21 protein-coding genes are annotated in these 23,147 nt (G+C 62.2%); 11 read left to right on the plus strand and 10 right to left on the minus strand.

The window, feature by feature from the left end; genetic code table 11:
• Nucleotides 1–30: 30 nt before the first annotated feature.
• The 7 genes from ispC to rpsB form a co-directional block, all read right to left on the minus strand.
• On the minus strand, nucleotides 31–1,221 hold the full coding sequence (ispC, locus tag BW992_RS01335; RefSeq protein WP_076405360.1) for a 1-deoxy-D-xylulose-5-phosphate reductoisomerase: 1,191 nt from the start codon (nucleotides 1,219–1,221) through the stop codon (nucleotides 31–33).
• On the minus strand, nucleotides 1,218–2,024 hold the full coding sequence (locus tag BW992_RS01340) for a phosphatidate cytidylyltransferase (protein WP_072387955.1): 807 nt from the start codon (nucleotides 2,022–2,024) through the stop codon (nucleotides 1,218–1,220). The genes ispC and BW992_RS01340 overlap by 4 nt, the downstream gene beginning before the upstream one ends.
• Nucleotides 2,024–2,779: a polyprenyl diphosphate synthase gene (uppS, locus tag BW992_RS01345; protein ID WP_072387957.1), complete on the minus strand. Its 756-nt coding sequence runs from the start codon at nucleotides 2,777–2,779 to the stop codon at nucleotides 2,024–2,026. The genes BW992_RS01340 and uppS overlap by 1 nt, the downstream gene beginning before the upstream one ends.
• Nucleotides 2,780–2,792: 13 nt before the next feature.
• Nucleotides 2,793–3,350, minus strand: a complete 558-nt coding sequence (gene frr / locus BW992_RS01350) for a ribosome recycling factor (protein ID WP_072387959.1) — start codon at nucleotides 3,348–3,350, stop codon at nucleotides 2,793–2,795.
• Complete coding sequence (gene pyrH / locus BW992_RS01355; RefSeq protein WP_003198235.1) at nucleotides 3,347–4,090, minus strand: UMP kinase; 744 nt, start codon at nucleotides 4,088–4,090, stop codon at nucleotides 3,347–3,349. The genes frr and pyrH overlap by 4 nt, the downstream gene beginning before the upstream one ends.
• Nucleotides 4,091–4,298: 208 nt before the next feature.
• Entirely contained in the window at nucleotides 4,299–5,165 is an 867-nt protein-coding gene (gene tsf / locus BW992_RS01360; protein ID WP_072387961.1) for a translation elongation factor Ts, read from the minus strand.
• Nucleotides 5,166–5,359: 194 nt separating this feature from the next.
• On the minus strand, nucleotides 5,360–6,097 hold the full coding sequence (gene rpsB / locus BW992_RS01365; protein ID WP_003198231.1) for a 30S ribosomal protein S2: 738 nt from the start codon (nucleotides 6,095–6,097) through the stop codon (nucleotides 5,360–5,362).
• 346 nt (nucleotides 6,098–6,443) lie between these two features.
• Here rpsB and map point away from each other — a divergent pair, with 346 nt between their 5' ends.
• The 3 genes from map (at nucleotide 6,444) to dapC (ending at nucleotide 11,236) form a co-directional block, all read left to right on the plus strand.
• Nucleotides 6,444–7,226 (plus strand): type I methionyl aminopeptidase, encoded by a 783-nt coding sequence (map, locus tag BW992_RS01370; protein WP_053152730.1) that lies wholly within the window; start codon nucleotides 6,444–6,446, stop codon nucleotides 7,224–7,226.
• Nucleotides 7,227–7,263: 37 nt separating this feature from the next.
• Nucleotides 7,264–9,966: a [protein-PII] uridylyltransferase gene (locus BW992_RS01375; RefSeq protein ID WP_072387963.1), complete on the plus strand. Its 2,703-nt coding sequence runs from the start codon at nucleotides 7,264–7,266 to the stop codon at nucleotides 9,964–9,966.
• 70 nt (nucleotides 9,967–10,036) lie between these two features.
• The gene (gene dapC / locus BW992_RS01380) at nucleotides 10,037–11,236 is read left to right on the plus strand and encodes a succinyldiaminopimelate transaminase (RefSeq protein ID WP_072387965.1); all 1,200 of its coding nucleotides are present in this window, start codon (nucleotides 10,037–10,039) and stop codon (nucleotides 11,234–11,236) included.
• A gap of 63 nt (nucleotides 11,237–11,299) precedes the next feature.
• Here the strand turns inward: dapC and BW992_RS01385 are convergent, their stop codons facing one another.
• Entirely contained in the window at nucleotides 11,300–12,946 is a 1,647-nt protein-coding gene (locus tag BW992_RS01385) for a Na+/H+ antiporter (RefSeq protein ID WP_072387968.1), read from the minus strand.
• A gap of 350 nt (nucleotides 12,947–13,296) precedes the next feature.
• Between BW992_RS01385 and BW992_RS01390 the strand changes: the two genes are divergently transcribed.
• The 4 genes from BW992_RS01390 (at nucleotide 13,297) to BW992_RS01405 (ending at nucleotide 16,354) form a co-directional block, all read left to right on the plus strand.
• Nucleotides 13,297–13,605, plus strand: coding sequence for an arsenate reductase (locus BW992_RS01390; protein WP_231991096.1), 309 nt, complete (start codon nucleotides 13,297–13,299; stop codon nucleotides 13,603–13,605).
• A 33-nt stretch (nucleotides 13,606–13,638) separates the two neighbouring features.
• Nucleotides 13,639–14,673, plus strand: a complete 1,035-nt coding sequence (gene dapD / locus BW992_RS01395) for a 2,3,4,5-tetrahydropyridine-2,6-dicarboxylate N-succinyltransferase (protein WP_076405362.1) — start codon at nucleotides 13,639–13,641, stop codon at nucleotides 14,671–14,673.
• Nucleotides 14,674–14,747: 74 nt separating this feature from the next.
• Nucleotides 14,748–15,953, plus strand: a complete 1,206-nt coding sequence (locus BW992_RS01400; protein ID WP_076405364.1) for a cysteine desulfurase — start codon at nucleotides 14,748–14,750, stop codon at nucleotides 15,951–15,953.
• Nucleotides 15,950–16,354, plus strand: coding sequence for a SufE family protein (locus BW992_RS01405; protein WP_072387977.1), 405 nt, complete (start codon nucleotides 15,950–15,952; stop codon nucleotides 16,352–16,354). The genes BW992_RS01400 and BW992_RS01405 overlap by 4 nt, the downstream gene beginning before the upstream one ends.
• A gap of 110 nt (nucleotides 16,355–16,464) precedes the next feature.
• Here BW992_RS01405 and tcdA read toward each other — a convergent pair whose 3' ends face one another.
• Nucleotides 16,465–17,277: a tRNA cyclic N6-threonylcarbamoyladenosine(37) synthase TcdA gene (tcdA, locus tag BW992_RS01410; protein ID WP_372239190.1), complete on the minus strand. Its 813-nt coding sequence runs from the start codon at nucleotides 17,275–17,277 to the stop codon at nucleotides 16,465–16,467.
• Between the two features lie 317 nt (nucleotides 17,278–17,594).
• On the opposite strand from tcdA, the gene dapE reads away from it, so the two are divergent.
• The 3 genes from dapE to BW992_RS01425 all read left to right on the plus strand — a co-directional run bounded on the left by dapE (nucleotide 17,595) and on the right by BW992_RS01425 (nucleotide 20,013).
• A complete protein-coding gene (dapE, locus tag BW992_RS01415) occupies nucleotides 17,595–18,746 on the plus strand; it encodes a succinyl-diaminopimelate desuccinylase (RefSeq protein ID WP_076405367.1) in 1,152 nt (383 codons plus the stop codon).
• Nucleotides 18,746–19,555: a putative RNA methyltransferase gene (locus tag BW992_RS01420; RefSeq protein WP_072387985.1), complete on the plus strand. Its 810-nt coding sequence runs from the start codon at nucleotides 18,746–18,748 to the stop codon at nucleotides 19,553–19,555. The genes dapE and BW992_RS01420 overlap by 1 nt, the downstream gene beginning before the upstream one ends.
• A gap of 80 nt (nucleotides 19,556–19,635) precedes the next feature.
• Nucleotides 19,636–20,013: a hypothetical protein gene (locus BW992_RS01425; protein WP_072387988.1), complete on the plus strand. Its 378-nt coding sequence runs from the start codon at nucleotides 19,636–19,638 to the stop codon at nucleotides 20,011–20,013.
• Between the two features lie 147 nt (nucleotides 20,014–20,160).
• On the opposite strand, the gene BW992_RS01430 is transcribed toward BW992_RS01425, so the two are convergent.
• A complete protein-coding gene (locus BW992_RS01430; RefSeq protein WP_072387990.1) occupies nucleotides 20,161–20,370 on the minus strand; it encodes a cold shock domain-containing protein in 210 nt (69 codons plus the stop codon).
• A 238-nt stretch (nucleotides 20,371–20,608) separates the two neighbouring features.
• Between BW992_RS01430 and plsB the strand changes: the two genes are divergently transcribed.
• On the plus strand, nucleotides 20,609–23,110 hold the full coding sequence (gene plsB / locus BW992_RS01435) for a glycerol-3-phosphate 1-O-acyltransferase PlsB (protein WP_072430837.1): 2,502 nt from the start codon (nucleotides 20,609–20,611) through the stop codon (nucleotides 23,108–23,110).
• The last annotated feature ends 37 nt before the right edge of the window (nucleotides 23,111–23,147 follow it).

Here is a 23,147-nt window from a genome sequence, read left to right on the forward strand (position 1 = left end):
CAGGGCAACCCTGGCTAACGTATCGCAACCTCAACGCCCGTGACGCCTCAGCCATTGGCTCGCCAGCTCACGAGCCCTGGCATCGGCAGTGAATACCGCGTCCAGATCATCGAGGCAAACCACAGCCTCCAGGTTCAAGACTTCCTCGATGATACTCGCGATCTCGAGGTAACGGACACGTCCATCGAGAAACGCCGCCACTGCCACTTCATTGGCCGCATTGAGCATGGCCGGCGCGCTGTTGCCTGCCTCGCCAGCCTGGCGAGCCAGGCGCAGGCACGGGAAACGCTGCTCATCGGGCGCCTGGAAGTCCAGGCGAGCGATGGCGAACAGGTCCAGGGGGGCCACGCCGGAGTCGATCCGCTCCGGCCAGGCCAGGGCATTGGCGATAGGGGTGCGCATGTCCGGGTTGCCCAGCTGGGCCAGCACCGAACCGTCCACGTAGTCCACCAGGGAATGGATCACGCTCTGGGGATGGATCACCACCTCGACCTGAGAAGGCTTGGCATCGAACAGCCAGCAGGCCTCGATCAGCTCCAGGCCCTTGTTCATCATGCTGGCCGAATCCACGGAAATCTTGCGCCCCATGGACCAGTTCGGATGAGCGCACGCCTGTTCAGGCGAAACATGTTCCAGCTCGGCCAGGGGAGTCTGGCGGAACGGACCGCCGGAAGCCGTCAGCAGAATCCTCCGAACCCCCACCGCACCCAGGCCTCGGGAAAAGTCCCGGGGCATGCACTGAAAAATCGCGTTATGTTCGCTGTCGATCGGCAGCAGCACCGAGCCGCTCAGGCCCACCGCCTGCATGAACAGCGCCCCGGACATGACCAGGGCCTCCTTGTTGGCCAGCAGGATCTTCTTGCCCGCCTTCACCGCCGCCAGCGTCGGACGCAAGCCCGCCGCACCGACGATCGCCGCCATCACCGCATCGACTTCGGGATCGGAGGCCACCTCGCACAGGCCCTCCTCCCCTACCAGCACGCGGGTCTGCAAGCCTGCCGCGCGCAGGTCGTCCTGCAGCGCCCGCGCCACACTGGCTTGCGGCACCACGGCGAACCGCGGGACGTGACGCAAGCACAACGCCAGCAGCTCGTTCAGGCGCGTGAAGCCACTGAGGGCGAAGACCTGGTAACGCTCTGGATGCCGGGCAATGACGTCCAGGGTGCTGAGGCCAATGGAACCGGTGGCGCCCAGTACAGTGATCTGCTGAGGACGACTCACGGTGCAGCCATCCACAACAGCACGGCGAAGATCGGGATCGCGGCAGTCAGGCTGTCAATGCGATCCAGTACGCCGCCATGGCCCGGCAACAGGTTGCTGCTGTCCTTGATCCCGGATTGACGCTTGAACATGCTTTCGGTCAGGTCGCCGACCACCGAGACAAATACGATGAGCGCGGCACCGAACAGGCCGATCAGCAGTTGCCCGGCAGTCCACTCGCGTGTGACACCGACCACTGTCGTGATCACCAGGCTCAAGGCCAGCCCACCATAGACCCCTTCCCAACTCTTGCCTGGACTGACCTTTGGCGCCAGCTTGCGTTTGCCAAAGGCCCGACCGGAAAAGTAGGCACCGACGTCGGCCCCCCATACCAGCACCATCACAGCCATGATCTGCCAATTGCCCAACGGCCCCTGCTTGATCCAGATCAGGCCTTGCCAGGCCGGCAACAGGATCAACAGGCCGATGGTCAGTTTGGTCGCTGCGTTGGCCCAGTGATGGGTAGTCCGGGGGTAGGTCAAAACCAGGAACGCTGCCGTTGCCCACCACAGCACCGAAGCACCCAGCACCCAGGGTGCGATGCCCGGCACCACGTACATGACGAACAGCATGGCCGCCACGGCCGCCGCATAGGTCATGCGCGCCGACTGCGCGGCGAAACCCGCCAGCCGGGCCCACTCCCAGGCCCCCAGCGTCACGACCAGCCCGATGAACAGGGCAAAGCCGGCCCCCTCGAGCAGGAAGAAACCACCCAGGGCGATGGGCAACAGGATCAGGGCTGTGATGATTCGTTGTTTAAGCATTAAACCCGGGCTCCAGCTTCGATCTGCTCGCTCGTTTTACCGAAGCGACGCTGACGGGAAGCGAAATCGGCCAGTGCGACGCGCATGGCTTCGTGTTTGAAGTCCGGCCAGAAAAGGTCGGAGAAGTACAGCTCGGCATAAGCCAGCTGCCAGAGAAGGAAATTGCTGATGCGGTGCTCGCCGCCAGTGCGAATGCACAGGTCCGGCAATGGCAGGTCGCCCGTGGCCAGGCAGGCCTGCAACAGGTCGGGAGTGATGTCCTCCGGCCGCAAATGCCCGGCCTGGACCTCCCGCGCAAGGCGCTGGGCAGCCTGGGCGATGTCCCACTGGCCACCATAGTTGGCGGCGATCTGCAGGACAAACCGGTCGGCACCGGCCGTCGCGGCCTCGGCCTCGCGCATCGCCGCCTGCAGCTCCGGATGGAAGCGCGAACGATCACCGATGATGCGCAGGCTGATGCTGTTCTCGTTGAGGCGCTTGGCCTCGCGACGCAGGGCCTTGAGGAACAACTCCATCAAGGCGCTGACCTCGTCGGCCGGACGCTGCCAGTTTTCGCTGGAGAAAGCGAACAGGGTCAGCACCTCGACTCCCGCCTCGGCACACACCTCGATGACCGCACGAACCGCGTCGACACCCGCCTTATGCCCGGCGACGCCGGGCATGAAGCGTTTCTTGGCCCAGCGATTGTTGCCGTCCATGATGATCGCCACATGGCGAGGCACCGCGAACGACACAGCCTGCTTGGTCTTTTCCATGAAAACGAGACCCTTATACGGCCATCAGGTCTTTTTCTTTCTGCGCCAAATCCGCGTCGATCTTAGCCACATACTTCTTGGTCAGGTCGTCGATCTCGCCGGCGGCGCGACGCTCTTCGTCTTCGCTGATTTCCTTTTCCTTGACCAGGTCCTTGAGCTGGCTGTTGGCATCACGACGGATGTTGCGCACGGCAACACGAGCGTCTTCAGCCACGTCACGAGCCTGCTTGGTGAAGCCCTTGCGGGTCTCTTCGGTCAGGGCCGGCATGGAGATCAGCAGCAACTCACCCAGGTTGGTCGGGTTCAGGTTCAGGCCGGCACTGCCAATGGCCTTGTCGACCGCCGCGAGCATGTTGCGCTCGAAAGCCACGACCTGCAGGGTACGGGCGTCCTTGACGGTGATGTTGGCCACTTGCTTGATCGGAGTGTCTGCACCGTAGTAAGGCACCATCACGCCCTCGAGAATGCTCGGGTGGGCCTGGCCGGTACGGATGCGGCCGAAGTTGTGCGCCAGAGACTCCACGGACTTCTGCATGCGCTGTTCGGCGTCTTTCTTGATTTCATTGATCATTGTTGAACTTCCTCGATCAGGGTTCCTTCGGCGCCGCCATGCACGATGTTCAGCAGGGCGCCGGGCTTGTTCATGTTAAAGACACGCAGCGGCATCTTGTGATCGCGACACAGGCAGATTGCCGTCAGGTCCATTACACCCAGCTTGCGATCCAGTACTTCATCGTAGGTCAGATGATCGAACTTCTCGGCATGCGGGTCCTTGAACGGGTCGGCGGTGTAGACGCCATCGACCTTGGTTGCCTTGAGCACGACATCGGCATCGATCTCGATCGCTCGCAGGCAGGCAGCCGAATCCGTGGTGAAGAACGGATTACCGGTGCCGGCGGCAAAGATCACCACTTCCTTGGAATTGAGGTGGCGCATGGCTTTGCGGCGGTCGTAGTGATCGGTCACGCCAACCATGGAAATGGCCGACATCACGATGGCCGAGATATTGGCACGCTCGAGCGCGTCGCGCATAGCCAGGGCGTTCATCACAGTGGCCAGCATGCCCATGTGGTCGCCCGTGACCCGATCCATGCCGGCCGCGCTCAGCGCCGCGCCGCGGAACAGGTTGCCGCCGCCGATGACCAGGCCGACCTGGACACCGATGCCGACCAACTGGCCAACTTCCAGGGCCATGCGATCCAGGACCTTCGGATCGATCCCGAACTCTTCCGAGCCCATCAGGGCCTCGCCGCTAAGCTTGAGTAGAATGCGTTTATAGCGAGCCTGATAACCACTGCCCTGCTGAGCCATTGCGAATCTCTCCTGCGGCGTATTTTCAAAAATTCTTCAAGCTGTTTACAGCCTGCGTTCACTCTAGCTTGACGCTGACACAGCGCCATCGGAACACGGCTTTGTAAGCCAGTTCCGACAGGAAACCAATAATAATCGGCCTCCGATCCAAAAAGAGGCTGCGCGCGTGAGCGGGCAGCCTCTTCTGGGCGACAGTTGTAAAACCGTCTTATTGCTTGCTGGCAGCAGCTACCTGAGCGGCAACTTCTTCTGCGAAGTTGTCGACCGGTTTCTCGATGCCTTCACCTACTTTGAAGTAGGTGAACGAAACGATTTCAGCACCGGCTTTCTTCGCCAGGTCGCCGACCTTGATTTCCGGGTTCTTGACGAAGGCCTGCTCAACCAGGCTGGCTTCGGCCAGGAACTTGGAGATACGGCCGCTGACCATTTTCTCTGCGATTTCAGCAGGCTTGCCTTTCAGCTTCTCTTCGTTCAGCTGCAGGAAAACACCCTTCTCGCGCTCGATCGCTTCAGCGGAAACGTCCGAAGGCAGCAGGAACTCAGGGTTGGTAGCAGCCACGTGCATGGCGATGTCTTTGGCCAGCTCGGTGTCGCCGCCCTTCAGGACAACCGCAACACCGATCTTGTTGCCGTGCAGGTAGGTACCGACCACATCACCTTCAACGCGAACCAGGCGACGGATGTTGACGTTTTCGCCGGTCTTGCCAACCAGGACCAGGCGCGCTTCTTCCTGGGCTTCGATCAGCGGAGCTGCGTCGGTCAGTTTGTCAGCGAAGGCTTTTTCGACGCTGGCAGCGACGAAGGCCTTGAAGTCATCCTGCAGAGCCAGGAAGTCGGTCTGGGAGTTGACTTCCAGCAGGACGGCAGCCTTGCCGTCGTCCTTGATGGCGATGGCGCCTTCAGCGGCGACGTTGCCGGCTTTCTTGGCAGCCTTGATGGCGCCCGAAGCACGCATGTCATCAATGGCTTTCTCGATGTCGCCGCCAGCCTTGGTCAAGGCTTTCTTGCAGTCCATCATGCCTTCGCCGGTACGCTCGCGCAGTTCTTTGACCAACGCTGCAGTAATCTCTGCCATTTCAAAATCCTCTTGGATAGGTTTTCAACCATTCCACCCGACCGAACGGGCGATCAATTCTTCCTGGAAAACCACTGCTTATAGGCTGCGGCAGGTTACAAACAAGTCACTGCGCCGGCGACAAATGGTTTTCGAGGTGGCAAAAAGGGGGCCAAGCCCCCTTTTTGCTTACTGAGTCAACGCCAGGGCGTCGATTACTCAGCGGCTGCTGCCGGAGCTTCTTCAGCGAAGACTTCGGTGCCGCCGTTAACATTGTTGCGACCACGGATAACAGCGTCAGCCATCGAACCCATGTACAGCTGGATGGCGCGAATGGCGTCATCGTTGCCTGGGATGATGTAGTCAACGCCTTCCGGGCTGCTGTTGGTATCGACAACGCCGATGACCGGGATACCCAGCTTGTTGGCTTCGGTGATCGCGATGCGCTCGTGGTCAACGTCGATCACGAACAGTGCGTCAGGCAGACCGCCCATGTCCTTGATACCACCCAGGGAGCGGTCCAGCTTCTCAAGATCGCGAGTGCGCATCAGCGCTTCTTTCTTGGTCAGCTTGGCGAAAGTGCCGTCTTCGGACTGGACTTCGAGATCACGCAGACGCTTGATGGAAGCGCGAATGGTCTTGAAGTTGGTCAGCATGCCGCCCAACCAGCGGTGATCGACGTACGGCGAACCGCAACGTGCTGCTTCTTCAGCAACGATCTTGCCAGCGGAGCGCTTGGTGCCGACGAACAGAATCTTGTTTTTGCCCTGGGCCAGGCGCTCTACGAAGGTCAGTGCCTCGTTGAACATCGGCAGGGTTTTTTCAAGGTTGATGATGTGGATCTTGTTGCGCGCGCCGAAAATGTACTTGCCCATTTTCGGGTTCCAGTAACGGGTCTGGTGGCCGAAGTGCACACCGGCCTTCAGCATATCGCGCATGTTGACTTGGGACATGATAGTTCCTTGATAAGTCGGGTTTGGCCTCCACGTATCCCAATGACCAACCAGCGGCCTATATAAGCCGAAGGCACCCAGGTCATCGTGTCGACACGTGTGTGGATTTAAGCTCTCGGGGTCATCCCCGGAAAGCGGCGCATTTTATACCACAGCGAGGGCGAAAACGAAACCCGGATTCTTAAAACCTATTGTGGCAAGGGGATAACCCCCTCACCACAGAGTTCCGGCCTGGAGAGCTCATTGTACTGATCGTCTGTTAGAATCGCGTTTTCGGGGCCGCAGGGAACCTCTTGCGCCGCCCATTTCGTTTCGAACAGCGCCACCAGGCGCAGAGAGAGCCTGTATGACCGTCACCCTCAAGACTCCCGAGGACATCGCAAAGATGCGTGTCGCCGGCAAGCTCGCCGCCGACGTGCTGGAAATGATCGCCGACTACGTCAAGCCGGGCGTGACCACCGAAGAGCTGGACCGAATCTGCCACGATTATATCGTCAACGAGCAGAAGGCCATTCCCGCACCGCTCAACTACAAAGGCTTTCCGAAGTCGATCTGCACTTCGATCAATCACGTGGTCTGCCACGGCATCCCCAACGAGAAGCCGCTGAAGGATGGCGACACCCTGAACATCGACGTCACCGTCATCAAGGATGGCTATCACGGCGATACCAGCCGCATGTTCCACGTCGGCAACGTGCCGGAGTGGGCCCAGCGCCTGTCGAAAGTGACCCAGGAATGCATGTACATGGCCATCGAGCTGGTGAAGCCGGGCTGCCGACTGGGTGACATCGGCGAGGTGATCCAGAAGCACGCGCAGAAGAACGGCTTCTCGGTGGTACGTGAATTCTGTGGCCACGGCATCGGCAAGGTCTTCCACGAAGAGCCACAGATCCTGCACTACGGCCGCGCCGGCACCGGCATGGAGCTCCAGGCGGGCATGACCTTCACCATCGAGCCGATGATCAACCAGGGTCGCGCCGAAACCAAGGTACTGGGCGACGGCTGGACCGCCATCACCAAGGACCGCAAGCTGTCGGCCCAGTGGGAACACACCCTGCTGGTGACCGAGACCGGGTACGAAATATTTACCCTGCGCAGCGACGACACCATCCCTCGCGTTTCCGCCTGAACCGACCCCAGCTATAGATAGAAAGGAAAGCCATTCGATGCCGCAGGTGGATCCCGAACTCTTCGACCGCGGCCAGTTCCAGGCTGAACTGGCCCTGAAGGCAAGCCCCATCCCGGCCTTCAAGAAGGCGATCCGCCAGGCCCACGAAGTGCTCGACCAGCGCTTTCGCAATGGCCGGGATATCCGTCGGCTGATCGAGGATCGCGCCTGGTTCGTCGATAACATCCTGCAAAGGGCCTGGGAGCAGTTCAGCTGGAACCCTGACACCCATATCGCCCTGGTGGCGGTGGGCGGTTACGGCCGGGGGGAGCTGCATCCCTACTCCGACATCGACTTGCTGATCCTGCTGGACGGCGACGATCACGAAGTCTTTCGCGACTCCATCGAACGCTTCCTGACGCTGCTGTGGGACATCGGCCTGGAAGTCGGCCAGAGCGTGCGGTCGGTACAGGAATGCGCCGATGAAGCCCGCGCCGACCTGACGGTGATCACCAACCTGATGGAAAGCCGCACCATCGCCGGCCCTGAGCGCTTGCGCCAGCGCATGCTTGACGTTACCAGCACGGCGCACATGTGGCCCAGCAAGGATTTTTTCCTGGCCAAGCATGCCGAGCAAAAGGCCCGTCACCACAAGTACAACGACACCGAGTACAACCTGGAACCCAACGTGAAGGGCTCCCCCGGCGGTTTGCGGGACATCCAGACGATCCTGTGGGTTGCCCGCCGCCAGTACGGCACCCTGAACCTGCGAGCCCTGGCCGGCGAAGGGTTCCTGGTCGAGAGCGAGAACGCCCTGCTGGCATCCTCCCAGGAGTTCCTGTGGAAGGTACGCTACGCCCTGCACATGCTCGCCGGGCGCGCCGAAGATCGCCTGCTGTTCGACCATCAGCGCTCCATCGCCGGCCTGCTGGGCTTCGAAGGGAGCGATGCCAAGCAGGCCATCGAAAACTTCATGCAGCAGTACTACCGGGTGGTGATGAGCATCGCGCAGCTCAGCGAGCTGATCATCCAGCATTTCGAGGAAGTCATCCTCGCGCCGGAAGACGCCGAGCCGCCCCAGCCTATCAACGCCCGCTTCCAGTTGCACGACGGTTACATCGAGGCACGCAACGACAACGTATTCCGGCGTACGCCCTTCGCCATGATCGAGATTTTCGTGCTCATGGCCCAGCAGCCGGAAATCAAGGGCGTGCGCGCCGACACCATTCGCCTGCTGCGGGAAAACCGCCACCTGATCGATGACGATTTCCGTCACGACATCCGCAACACCAGCCTGTTCATCGAGTTGTTCAAGTGCAAGATCGGCGTGCACCGCAACCTGCGACGCATGAACCGCTACGGGATCCTGGGGCGCTACCTGCCGGAGTTCGGCTTCATCGTCGGGCAGATGCAGCATGACCTGTTCCACATCTACACGGTCGATGCCCACACGCTGAACCTGATCAAGCACCTGCGCAAGCTGCAATACACCCAGGTATCGGAGAAATTCCCACTGGCCAGCAAGCTCATGGGCAAGCTGCCCAAGCCTGAGCTTATCTACATGGCCGGGCTGTACCACGACATCGGCAAGGGCCGCCAGGGCGACCATTCGGAAATCGGCGCAGTGGATGCCGAAGCGTTCTGCCAGCGCCATCAGTTGCCAGCATGGGACAGCCGGCTGATCGTCTGGCTGGTGCAGAACCACCTGGTGATGTCCACCACCGCCCAGCGCAAGGACCTGTCCGACCCGCAGGTGATCCATGACTTCGCCCAGGTCGTCGGCGACGAAACGCGGCTGGACTACCTCTACGTGCTCACCGTGGCCGACATCAACGCCACCAACCCGACCCTGTGGAACTCCTGGCGGGCCAGCCTGTTGCGCCAGCTCTACACCGAGACCAAGCGTGCCTTGCGTCGCGGCCTGGAAAACCCGGTGGATCGCGAAGAGCAGATCCGCCGCACCCAGAGTGCCGCCCTGGATATCCTGGTACGCGGCGGTACCGACCCGGACGATGTCGAACAGCTCTGGTCGCAGCTGGGCGATGACTACTTCCTGCGCCACACCGCCGGCGACGTGGCCTGGCACAGCGATGCAATCCTTCAGCAACCGGCCGATGGCGGGCCCCTGGTGCTGATCAAGGAAACCACGCAACGCGAGTTCGAAGGCGGTACGCAAATCTTCATCTACGCCCCGGACCAGCATGATTTCTTCGCCGTGACCGTGGCCGCGATGGACCAGCTCAACCTCAACATCCATGACGCACGGATCATCACCTCCAGCAGCCAGTTCACCCTCGACACCTACATCGTGCTCGACACCGACGGCGATTCGATTGGCGACAACCCGGCACGGGTCAAGCAGATTCGCGACGGGCTCACCGAGGCCCTGCGCAATCCGGCGGACTACCCCACCATCATCCAGCGCCGGGTGCCACGCCAGCTCAAGCATTTTGCCTTTGCGCCCCAGGTGACGATCCACAACGATGCCCAGCGCCAGATCACGGTGCTGGAACTCAGCGCCCCGGACCGTCCCGGCCTGCTGGCGCGGATCGGCCATATTTTCCTGGAATTCGACCTGTCGCTGCAGAACGCCAAGATCGCCACCCTCGGCGAGCGGGTGGAAGACGTGTTCTTCATCACCGATGCCCACAACCAGCCGTTGTCCGATCCGCAACTGTGCAGCCGTCTGCAGGACGCGATCGTCCGGCACCTGAGCGTCAACCAGGAACCCGATGCTCACCCGACACGCATCAGCATCTGAACGAACAATCCCCCTCTGTGGGAGCGAGCCAGCTTCCACAAGGACCGCGCCCACATTGACGAGGCCCTCGATGAACAACGCTTTGAACCAGTTGCAGCCCTACCCGTTCGAAAAGCTCCGTGCCCTGCTGGGCAGCGTCACGCCCAACCCCGACAAACGCCCCATCGCGCTGTCCATCGGCGAACCCAAGCATCGCTCGCCCAGCTTCGTGGCTGAAGCCCTGGCCAGTAATCTGGAAAAGATGGCTGTGTACCCGACCACCCTCGGCATCCCGGAACTGCGTGAAGCAATCACCGGCTGGTGCGAGCGTCGCTTCAATATACCCAACGGCTGGCTCGACCCGGCGCGTCATGTCTTGCCAGTCAACGGCACCCGCGAAGCGCTGTTCGCCTTCACCCAGACCGTGGTCAACCGTGGCGACGACGCCCTGGTCGTCAGCCCGAACCCCTTCTACCAGATCTACGAAGGCGCCGCGTTCCTGGCCGGGGCCAAGCCGCACTACCTGCCATGCCTGGACGCAAATGGCTTCAACCCGGATTTCGACGCCGTGTCGCCAGACATCTGGAAACGCTGCCAGATCCTGTTCCTGTGCTCCCCTGGCAACCCGACCGGTGCCCTGATTCCGGTGGATGTGCTGAAGAAGCTCATCGCCTTGGCCGACGAGCACGATTTCGTGATCGCTGCGGACGAGTGCTACAGCGAACTGTATTTCGACGAACAGAGCCCGCCGCCGGGCCTGCTCAACGCCTGCGTCGAACTGGGTCGCAAGGACTTCAAGCGCTGCGTGGTGTTCCACAGCCTGTCCAAGCGCTCCAACCTGCCAGGCCTGCGCTCCGGCTTCGTCGCCGGCGATGCGGACGTTCTCAAAGGCTTTTTGCTGTACCGCACCTATCATGGCTGCGCGATGCCGGTCCAGACCCAACTGGCGAGCATCGCTGCATGGAACGACGAAGAGCACGTGCGGGCCAACCGCGCGCTGTACCGGGAGAAATTCGACGCCGTGCTGGAAATCCTCAGCCCGGTGCTGGACGTGCAACGCCCCGACGGCAGCTTCTACCTGTGGCCGAATGTGGCCGGCGATGATGCAGCGTTCTGCCGCGACCTGTTCGAACAGGAACATGTGACCGTGGTACCGGGCTCCTACCTGTCCCGCGATGTGGACGGCGTCAACCCAGGGGCCGGGCGCGTGCGCATGGCCCTGGTGGCGCCACTGGCAGAATGCGTGGAAGCGGCGGAACGGATCCGCGCGTTTATCCAGCGTCGGGGTTGAAGCGTACCGCCGTTGTGGTGAGGGGTCTTATCCCCTCACCACGGTGAGTCCTGCGCAAAACTACTATTTACCCAACCCCAGATTCGCCTCTGCCAGATCCAACTCCCCCAGCACCTCACGCAGTACATCATCCCCGATCTGGTGATGACGACTGAGGCGATACAACTCCAGCCGTTGCGCCCGATAAGCCTTCAAGCGCAGCCGGCGCTCCAGCAGGTCCATTTCGAATGCCAACGCCTGGGCCTCGGCGGAATCGTTGAACACGTCGAGCTGATGACGATACTCGGACATCAACCGCGCCTTGACCTCAGTGGCCAGCGCCGCCTGGGCCGCATCCGGCGTACTTGTCGCCTCACTCGGCTCCTCCACTTCCAGCGCGCGGATCGCCGCTTCAGCAGTCTTGCGCCAGGCATCGCGGACTTCGTTGCGGCGCTTGTCATCGGGGCTTTTCTCGATGCCCTTCAGTAACAGCGGCAAGGCAATGCAGGCCGCGATCAATGACAACAGGATCACCCCGGCGGCAATGAAGATCAGCAGGTCCCGCTCGGGAAAGGGCTCGCCCGCGCCCAATAGCAACGGCACAGAGAGCACGCCCGCCAGGGTCACCGCGCCTCTCACCCCACCGAACGTCAGCAGCCAGCAGGAGCGCGCGGTGGGCACCAGTGTCAGTTCCCCCTTGCCGCGCCAGCGCCGCAACAACCCGGACAGGCGCCAGATGCTCTGCACCCAGACGAACCGCAGCACCAGCAGCACCAGGAAAATCACCACGACATCCAGGCAGCGGTAGAACAGGGTTGGCCACAGCGTGGTTTCGTGGCTGGTCACGGCCTTGATGATGTCCGGTAACTGCAAGCCCAACAGCAGGAAGATCAAACCGTTGAAGGCGAACTCCAGCAGCGCCCAGACACTGCGATTGAGCAGCCGCGTACCGGTCTGGCGTGGCAGCAGGTCGAGCCAGCTCTGCATCATCCCCGCCGCCACCGCCGAGAGAATGCCCGAGGCGCCCAGTCGCTCAGCCACCACGTAGGCGGCGAAGGGTAGCAACAACATGAACACCACGTGGGTGGCCGGGTCGTCCCAGCCCCGGGCGACCATCCAGGCTCGCAGGCGTCCCATCAACCAGCTCAAGGCGACCCCGACGAGCAGCCCACCTACCGCCACCAGCACGAACGTCACGCTGGCGTTGGCCAGGGAAAACACGCCAGTGACAGCCGCCGCCAAGGCAAACTTGAACGTCACCAGGCCCGAGGCGTCGTTCATCAGCGCCTCGCCCTGGAGCATGTGCATCAGGGGCCCAGGCAAGCGGTCGCGGGCAATCGCCGAGACCGCCACCGCGTCGGTGGGCGACAGCACCGCCGCCAGGGCGAAAGCCATCGGCAGTGGAATATCCGGCAACAACCAATGAATGAAATACCCGGCACCCACCACGGTGAACAACACCAGCCCCACCGCCAGGGTCAGGATCGGCCCGCGCAGGCGCCACAGTTCGCGCTTGGGCATGCGCCAGCCATCGGAGAACAGCAGTGGCGGCAGGAAGAGAAACAGGAACAGTTCCGGGTCGAGGGTGACATGCAGGCCCAGGGACGGCCAGGCCAGCACGGCACCGGCGCCGATCTGGACCAGGGGCAACGGCAGGGGGATCAACCGTCCGATCAGGCGTGAGACGCCCACCAGCGTCAGCAGGATCAGGACGGTGTAGGCGCTTTGCATAGCGGTTTCCAATGACAGCGATACACATCCGGCAACAGCTTGCCGTTGAAGTGCCATATTAACCGCTTAGCATGAACCTGGCCGTTACACCTATGTCGCAGCCCCACCCTTGTGGGAGCGAGCTTGCTCGCGATAGCGATGTGTGAATCGATTCATTGCTGGCTGATCGGACGCCATCGCGAGCAAGCTCGCTCCCACAGGTTTTGGTGTCCATCAACCTCGGCCGTCGCGAAACCGTCCGGTCATGGCATAATCCTTCACCTTTTATTTCCAGCACCTGCAAAGGGGGCAGTTCCTTGACCGATTCAAGCAAAACGTTGCACCTTTTCGGCATCAAAGCCTGTGACACGATGAAAAAAGCGCGCACCTGGCTCGATGAACACGCAGTACGCTACGAATTTCACGACTACAAGAGCGCCGGCATCGACCGTGAGCACCTGACCCAATGGTGCAACGAGCATGGCTGGCAAGTGGTGTTGAACCGTGCCGGTACGACCTTTCGCAAGCTCGATGACGAACGCAAAGCCGATCTCGACCAGACGAAAGCCATCGAACTGATGCTCGCCCAACCCTCGATGATCAAGCGCCCGGTGCTCGATCTCGGTGACCGAACCCTGATTGGCTTCAAGCCAGATATTTATGCGGCAGAGATCAAGTAAGCCTGCCCAGTCCATTTTGTTGAGGTAACGTTCATGTCCACTACCCTGTTCAGCCTGGCCTTCGGTGTCGGCACCCAAAACCGCCAAGGCGCCTGGCTGGAAGTGTTCTACGCACAGCCACTGCTCAATCCTTCGGCCGACATTGTCAAGGCCATCGCGCCGATCCTGGGCTACACCGAAGGCAACCAGGCCATCAGCTTCACCACCGCCCAGGCCTCGCAACTGGCCGATGCCCTCAAGGGTGTCGATGCCGCCCAAGCCGCGCTGCTGACCCGTCTGGCCGAGAGCCACAAGCCGTTGGTCGCCACCCTGCTGGCCGAAGATGCACAACTGAGTTCCACCCCCGAGGCGTACCTCAAGCTGCACCTGTTGTCCCATCGCCTGGTCAAGCCCCACGGCCTGAACCTGGCCGGTATCTTCCCGCTGCTGCCGAACGTGGCCTGGACCAGCCAGGGCGCGATCGACCTGAGCGAACTGGCCGAGCACCAGCTTGAAGCCCGCCTGCGCGGCGAATTGCTGGAAGTGTTCTCGGTGGACAAGTTCCCGAAAATGACCGACTACGTGGTCCCGGCCGGCGTGCGCATCGCCGACGCCGCGCGTATCCGCCTGGGCGCCTATGTGGGTGAAGGCACCACGGTCATGCACGAAGGTTTCGTCAACTTCAACGCCGGCACCGAAGGCCCCGGCATGATCGAAGGTCGTGTTTCGGCAGGCGTATTCGTCGGCAAGGGTTCGGACCTGGGCGGCGGTTGCTCCACCATGGGCACCCTGTCGGGCGGCGGCAACATCGTGATCAAGGTCGGCGAAGGCTGCCTGATCGGTGCCAACGCCGGTATCGGCATTCCGTTGGGCGACCGCAATACCGTGGAGTCGGGCCTGTATGTCACCGCCGGCACCAAGGTGGCGCTGCTGGACGAGAACAACCAACTGGTCAAGGTGGTCAAGGCCCGCGACCTGGCCGGCCAGCCCGACCTGCTGTTCCGCCGCAATTCCGAGACCGGCGCGGTGGAATGCAAGACCCACAAGTCGGCCATCGAGCTGAACGAAGCACTGCACGCGCACAACTAAGCCGCGTCCCCCTCACCTGTGGGAGCAACCTTGCTCCCACAGGGTCCGGCGTAACTCCAGCAGGGCCCGAAAGCATGTTGATCCAATCCCCCTGGCGGGCCGATTTCCCGGCCATCGCCGCCCTGCAACGGCAAGGCCAGACCTACCTGGACAGTGCCGCCACCACGCAGAAACCCCAAGCCCTGTTGGATGCCCTGACGCATTACTACGCCAATGGCGCGGCCAACGTGCACCGGGCGCAGCATCTGCCGGGGGCTCACGCCACCCAGGCGTTCGAAGACAGTCGCCTCAAGGTGTCGCAATGGCTCAATGCACAGGGTTGCGGGCAGATCGTCTTTACCCATGGCGCGACCTCCGCGCTGAATCTGCTGGCCTATGGGCTGGAACATCTATTCCACCCGGGCGATGAGATCGCCATCAGCGCCCTGGAACACCACGCCAACCTGCTGCCGTGGCAGCAGTTGGCCGAGCGCCGATCGTTGACCCTGGTGGTGTTGCCCCTGGATGCCGACGGAGTGATCGACCTGGAAGCCGCCACCGGCCTTATCGGCCCCCGGACACGCTTGCTGGCGGTCAGTCAGCTGTCCAATGTGCTGGGGGCCTGGCAGCCATTGCCGGCGCTGCTGGCCCTGGCCAAGGCCCAGGGCGCGCTGACAGCGATCGACGGCGCCCAGGGCGTGGTCCATGGCCGCCACGATGTGGAGGCGCTGGGCTGCGACTTTTACGTGTTTTCCAGCCACAAACTCTACGGCCCGGACGGGCTGGGCGTGCTGTTCGGCCGTACCGACGCCCTTGGCAAGCTGCGTCATTGGCAGTTCGGCGGCGAAATGGTGCAACAGGCCGACTACCACAGCGCCACTTTCCGTGCGGCGCCGCTGGGCTTCGAAGCCGGTACGCCGCCGATTGCCAGCGTGATCGGGTTGGGCGCGACCCTGGACTACCTGTCCGCGCTCGATTCGCAAGCGGTCATCGATCATGAAGCGGCGCTGCATGACTACCTGCTCCATGGCCTGCTGGCTCGCAACGGCATTCGCCTGCTGGGCAACCCTCGCCTGGCCCTGGTCAGTTTCGTGGTCGAAGGCATCCACAACGCCGACCTGGCGCATCTGCTGACCGAGCAAGGCATTGCCGTACGCGCCGGGCATCACTGCGCGATGCCGCTGTTCAAGCATTTGAAGCTGTCCGGGGCGATCCGCGTGTCGCTGGCGCTGTACAACGACTCCGCCGACATCGAGCGTTTCTTCGACGCCTTGGATCAGGCCTTGGAGATGTTGCGATGAACCTGCCGACCGATGCCGCCACGGCGCTACGGGTTTTCCAGGACGCTTCAGGCTGGGAACAACGGGCACGGCTGCTGATGCAATGGGGTGAACGCCTGCCGCCGCTGAATGACGAGGACAAGTGCGAGGCCAACCTCGTCCACGGCTGTGAAAGCCAGGTATGGTTGGTGGGTCGCTTGCACGACGGGCACTGGCAGTTTTGCGCCGGCAGCGATGCGCGGTTGATCCGTGGCCTGGTGGCGTTGCTGCTGGCGCGGGTCAACGGGTTGCCCGCTGAGGAGTTGCGGCAGGTGGATTTGCCGGATTGGTTCAACCAGCTGGGATTGTCGCGGCAGCTGTCGCCGTCCCGTAGCAACGGTTTGAATGCGGTGTTGAAGCGGATGCTGGAGTTGACTCAGTAACGGCAATCGCGAGCAAGCTCGCTCCCGCAGGGGATTTGGTGCACGCAAATACTGCGTTCAGCCTGACCCTATGTGGGCGCGAGCTTGCTCGCGATGAGGCCATAAGCCCCTCAAACCTGAGGCTTGACCCTGTCCGCCGGTCGTCGCACACCCGCCACGATCTTATCCACAGCCTTGGTCGCCGCGACCATGCCGAATGTCGCCGTGACCATCATGACCGCGCCGAACCCTCCGGCGCAGTCGAGCTTCACGCCATCGCCGACAAAACTCTTCTGCAGACAAATGCTGCCGTCCGGTTTCGGGTAGCGCAGCTGTTCGGTGGAAAACACACAGGGCACGCTGTAGTGACGGGTCACGGTGCGGGAAAAACCGTAGTCGCGGCGCAAGGTGGAACGCACTTTCGACGCCAGCGGATCATTGAACGTACGGTTCAGGTCGCATACCTGGATCAGCGTCGGGTCGATCTGCCCGCCTGCGCCGCCCGTGGTGATGATCTGGATCTTGCGACGCTTGCACCAGGCAATCAGCGCGGCCTTGGCATTGACACTGTCGATGCAGTCGATCACGCAGTCGATGTTCGGCGTGATGTATTCGGCCATGGTGTCGCGGGTGACGAAATCCGCCACCGCGTGCACCGTGCAGTCGGGGTTGATCCCGCGCAAACGCTCGGCCATCACCTGCACCTTGGGTTTGCCGACGGTGCTGTCGAGGGCATGCAGCTGACGATTGGCGTTGCTGACACAGACGTCGTCCAGGTCGAACAGCGAAATCTCGCCCACGCCGCAACGGGCAATGGCTTCCGCCGCCCAGGAACCGACCCCGCCGACCCCGACGATCGCCACATGGGCCGCCCGCAGGCGTTCCAGGCCCTCGATGCCATACAAACGGGCGATGCCGGCAAAGCGTGGATCGTCTGTACTCATGACCATTACCCCAGAAACCGGCGCGCATTATAGGGCTTTGTCGGAGCAATTCGAGCCCCAGGCGCCCGGTCGCGGCATCAATTCCAGACAAACCCTCTGTGGGAGCGAGCCTGCTCGCGATAGCGGTATGACAGTCGATGAAGTATTGCCTGATACACCGCCTGCGCGCGCAAGCTCGCGCCCACAGGTTTTGTGTCAATCACCGTAGGCATACTTGGGCCCATGGTGGTGGTTTTGCTATAAGATAACCGCCATTTTGCGGGAGCCTGCCCGCTGATCTACAAGCCTTGCGTTCATTCTATATTCCCGGAGCTTCCATGACGGCCCACGCCGACCTCTCGCCGACCCTGCAACTTGCCTGCGACCTGATCCGCCGTCCGTCCGTGACGCCCGTGGATGCCGACTGTCAGAAACTGATGATGCAGCGCCTGGGCAACGCAGGCTTCAAGCTCGAACCCATGCGCTTCGAGGATGTGGATAACTTCTGGGCCAGCCATGGCAAGCACGAGGGGCCGGTGCTGTGCTTCGCCGGGCATACCGACGTGGTGCCCACCGGCCCGGTACAGGCCTGGCAGCTCGATCCGTTCGATGCGGTCATCGACGAGCATGGGATGCTCTGCGGCCGTGGCGCGGCGGACATGAAAGGCAGCCTGGCGGCGATGGTGGTGGCGGCCGAGCGTTTTGTCACCGACTACCCGGACCACAAGGGTTCGGTCGCCTTCCTGATCACCAGCGATGAAGAAGGCCCGGCCCACCACGGCACCAAGGCTGTGGTGGAACGCCTCAAGGCCCGCCAGGAACGACTGGACTGGTGCATCGTCGGCGAACCGTCGAGCACCACGCTGGTGGGCGATGTGGTCAAGAACGGCCGCCGCGGCTCCCTCGGCGCGCAATTGACCGTGCGCGGCAAGCAGGGCCACGTGGCTTACCCACACCTGGCGAAGAACCCGATCCACCTGGCGGCGCCGGCGCTGGCGGAACTGGCCGCCGAACATTGGGACCACGGCAACGACTTCTTCCCGCCCACCAGCTTCCAGATCTCCAACCTCAACGCCGGCACTGGCGCGACCAACGTGATTCCGGGCGACCTGGTGGCGGTGTTCAACTTCCGCTTTTCCACCGAATCCACCGTCGAAGGCCTGCAACAGCGAGTTGCCGACATCCTCGACAAGCATCAACTGGACTGGCACATCGACTGGGCACTGTCCGGCCTGCCGTTCCTCACCGAACCGGGTGCGCTGCTGGACGCCGTGTCTTCCAGCATCCGGGACGTCACCGGGCGTGAAACCCAGGCGTCCACCAGCGGCGGTACGTCCGACGGGCGCTTCATCGCCACCATGGGAACGCAAGTGGTGGAACTGGGGCCGGTCAACGCCACCATCCACCAGGTCAACGAACGCGTGCTGGCGGCCGATCTCGACGTACTGACCGAGATCTACTACAAGACGCTGATCAAGTTACTCGCCTGATGCTCGCCTGTCCGATCTGCAGCGAACCGCTCAAGGCGCTGGACAACGGCGTGGTGTGCCCGGCCGGCCATCGCTTCGACCGGGCGCGCCAGGGTTACCTCAACCTGCTGCCGGTGCAGCACAAGAACAGCCGCGACCCTGGGGACAACCAGGCCATGGTCGAAGCCCGTCGCGCCTTCCTCAATGCCGGGCACTACGCTCCGGTGGCCCGGCGCCTGGCCGAACTGGCTGCGCAACGAGCCCCCGGTCGCTGGCTGGACATCGGCTGTGGCGAGGGCTACTACACCGCGCAGATCGCCGATGCCCTGCCCGACGCTGATGGCTACGCCCTGGACATCTCGCGGGAGGCGGTCAAGCGTGCCTGCAAACGCAACCCACGGTTGACCTGGTTGATCGCCAGCATGGCCCGGGTACCGTTGGCGGATGGTTGCTGCCAGTTCCTGGCAAGCGTGTTCAGCCCCTTGGACTGGCAGGAGGCCAGGCGCCTGCTCAGCCCTGGTGGTGGCCTGATGAAAGTCGGCCCCACCCGCGGTCACCTGATGGAACTGCGCGAGCGGCTGTACGACGAAGTGCGCGAATACACCGATGACAAGCATCTGGCCCTGGTGCCGCCGGGCATGACGCTGGAGCACAGCGAAACCCTGGAGTTTCGCTTGACGCTGGACAGCGGCCCGGATCGGGCCAACCTGCTGGCCATGACGCCCCACGGCTGGCGCGCCAATGCCGAGCGCCGCGCCAGCGTGATCGAGCAGGCCGAACCCTTCGAGGTCACGGTGTCGATGCGCTACGATTATTTCGTTCTTCAATAACCCTATCGGGTCCCGGGCGAGCGTTCGGGGCCGACACTAAATCCGCGAATGGATTTTTCGAGACCACAGTGAGGACATCCATGCGCCAACCCGATATCGAGATTTACCTCAAGGACGCCGATGTTGACCACAAGGCCATCGCCGCCTGGCTGAGCCAGGCCCTGGGACCTTGCAGCGAATGGACCCAGAAAGGCCAGACCTACAAATGCAAGGCTGGCGATATCCCAGTGACCTGGCTGCCCAAGGCCGTGGGCAAATGGAACAGCCTTTACCTGGAAAGCGACCGGACCCCATGGGAAGACGACATCGCCTGCGCCCGCGCCGCCTTCGCCGCGCTGAACGTCGAAGTACGCTGTGCGCCGGGCTCCTGGGTTGAAGAGGAAGGCGAGGAATCGGCGGATCGCTGGATTCGCATCAGCGCCGATGGGGAAGAAGAGATCACCTGGAAGACGGCGTGACGCTGACTTCCAGCCCACCGCAGAGCCAATGTGGGAGCGAGCTTGCTCGCGATAGCGGTAGATCAGCCAGATTAGAAGTGACTGACACACCGCTATCGCGAGCAAGCTCGCTCCCACAATGGGTTTCGCGTAGCCAGTGAATGCGGTTTACAACCCCACCACATCCTCAGCCTGCAGGCCCTTCTGCCCTTCCACCACCGCGTACTCGACCTTCTGGCCCTCGATCAGCGAACGGTGGCCTTCGCCGCGGATCGCGCGATAGTGCACGAATACATCCGCCCCGCCTTCACGCTGGATAAAACCGTAGCCCTTGGCGTCGTTGAACCACTTCACGTTGCCGGTTTCGCGTGCTGCCATGATTGCTCACTCCCAATTCTTATTTTTCAAGCCAGCTCTCCCGCCCGACGGCAAGATAAAGCTGTACGAACTTTCGCCGCCCCGCAGCCGTCCATGGGAAGGCCGAGGCGTTCAGCGACCGAGTATAAGACACACACGAAAACTCTCAACTGACTTTACTTCGCCGCTTTTTTGCCGATTTTCGACGAATCCGGCACACTAGCGACCGCTCGATTCTTTCCACTCACGCAGAAGCCGTATGACCCGCTCCCCGTTCCGTCGTCTTGTATTTGGCACCCTGCGCCGCCTGTTGTATCTCTGGGTTCGTTCCGAGACGATCAACCAGTCGTCCTTCACCCTCGATCTCGACCGCAGCCGTCCGGTGTTCTACGTCCTGCAAGACCCTTCGCTCACCGACCTGGCGGTGCTCGACACCGAATGCACCAAGGCCGGCCTGCCCCGTCCCGTATTACCGGTAGCGGTGGGGAACCTGCTGGAGCCGGCAGCCTTTTTCTATCTGACCCCGGCCCCCGACTGGCTCGGGCGCCAGGACAAGCGCGGCGCGCCCCCCACGTTGACACGACTGGTCAATGCCCTGACGCAGAACGCCGCCGAAGACGCGCAGATCATCCCGGTGAGTGTGTTCTGGGGCCAGTCGCCCGACAGCGAATCCAGCCCATGGAAACTGCTGTTCGCCGACAGCTGGGCCGTCACCGGACGCCTGCGCCGCCTGCTGAGCATCATGATCCTGGGACGCAAGACCCGGGTGCAGTTTTCCGCGCCGATCCACCTGCGCGAACTGATCGAACACGACAAGGGCCACGAGCGCACCGTACGCATGGCCCAGCGGATCCTGCGGGTGCACTTGCGCAACCTGAAGTCGGCGGTGATCGGCCCCGACATCTCCCATCGCCGCAACCTGGTCAAAGGGCTGGTGAACCAACCGTTGGTCAGGCAGGCGATTGCCGAGGAGGCCGAGCGGGAAAAGATATCCACAGAGAAAGCCAAGGCCCAGGCCCTGCGCTATGGCAACGAGATCGCCTCGGACTACACCTATACCGCTATCCGCTTCCTGGAGGTGGTGCTGAGCTGGTTCTGGAACAAGATCTACGACGGCATCAAGGTCAACCACATCGAGAGCGTGCAGAAGATCGCTCCCGGCCACGAAGTCATCTATGTGCCCTGCCATCGCAGCCATATCGACTACCTGCTGCTGTCTTACCTGCTGTTTCGCAACGGCCTGACCCCACCGCACATCGCCGCCGGCATCAACCTCAACATGCCGGTGATCGGCGGCCTGCTGCGCCGCGGCGGGGCGTTTTTCATGCGCCGCACATTCAAGGGCAACCCGCTCTATACGGCGGTGTTCAACGAATACCTGCACACGCTGTTCACTAAAGGCTTCCCCGTGGAGTACTTCGTCGAGGGCGGGCGATCGCGTACCGGGCGCATGCTGCAGCCCAAGACCGGCATGCTTGCCATCACCTTGCGCAGCTTCCTGCGCTCCTCGCGCACGCCCATCGTGTTCGTGCCGGTCTACATCGGTTATGAGCGGGTACTGGAAGGCCGTACCTACCTGGGCGAACTGCGCGGCGCCAGCAAGAAGAAAGAGTCGATCTTCGACATTTTCAAGGTCGTCGGCGCCCTCAAGCAGCGCTTCGGCCAAGTGGCAGTCAACTTCGGCGAACCGATCAGGCTGGCCCAGTTCCTCGACAGCGAACAGCCGGACTGGCGCCAACAAGCGCTTGGCCCGCAATTCAAGCCAGCCTGGCTCAACGCAACCACCCATCGTCTCGGCGAACGTGTGGCCCGGCACCTGAACGAAGCCGCCGCGATCAACCCGGTCAACCTCGTCGCCCTGGCGCTGTTGTCCACCAGCCGCCTGGCCCTGGACGACCGCGCCATGGCCCGGGTACTGGACCTGTACCTGGCCTTGCTGCGCAAAGTACCGTATTCACCCTACACCACCCTTCCCGAAGGCGATGGCCTGGCCTTGATCGAGCATGTCAAAGGCATGGACCTGCTGTCGGAACAGAGCGATGCCCTGGGCAAGATCCTCTACCTGGACGAGCAGAACGCGGTACTGATGACCTATTACCGCAACAACGTGCTGCATATCTTCGCCTTGCCCGCGTTGCTGGCCAGTTTCTTCCAGAGTACGTCGCGCATGAGTCGCGAGCAGATCCTGCGCTACACTCGCGCCTTGTACCCGTACCTGCAATCGGAGCTGTTCATCCGCTGGTCCCTGGACCAGTTGGATGAAGTGGTGGACCAATGGCTCGAAGCATTCGTCGAACAGGGCCTGCTGCGCTTCGAAAAGGACCTGTACCTGCGCCCGGCCCCGAGTTCGCGGCACTTCGTGCTGTTGACCCTGTTGTCCAAGAGCATTGCCCAGACCCTGCAGCGCTTCTACATGACGGTCTCGCTGCTGCTCAACAGTGGCCAGAACAGCATCAGTGCCGAGGAGCTGGAAGACCTCTGTACCGTGATGGCCCAGCGCCTGTCGATTCTCCATGGCCTGAATGCACCGGAATTCTTCGACAAGAGCCTGTTCCGCCACTTCATCCAGACCATGCTGGATCTCGACGTGCTGCGCCGGGACGAAGCGGGCAAGCTAAGCTATCACGAGTTGTTGGGCGAACTGGCCGAAGGCGCGGCCAAACGGGTGCTGCCGGCGGAAATCCGCCTGTCGATCCGTCAGGTGGCGTTGCATCGCAGTGAAGACGCGGCGGAACAGGTTGCCCCGGTGTCCCAGGACTGACCACCCAGGCGCCCGCTTGACCGCTGGCGCCTCCCCA

Origin of the sequence: Pseudomonas sp. 7SR1, from assembly GCF_900156465.1 — a bacterium.
Lineage (GTDB): Bacteria > Pseudomonadota > Gammaproteobacteria > Pseudomonadales > Pseudomonadaceae > Aquipseudomonas.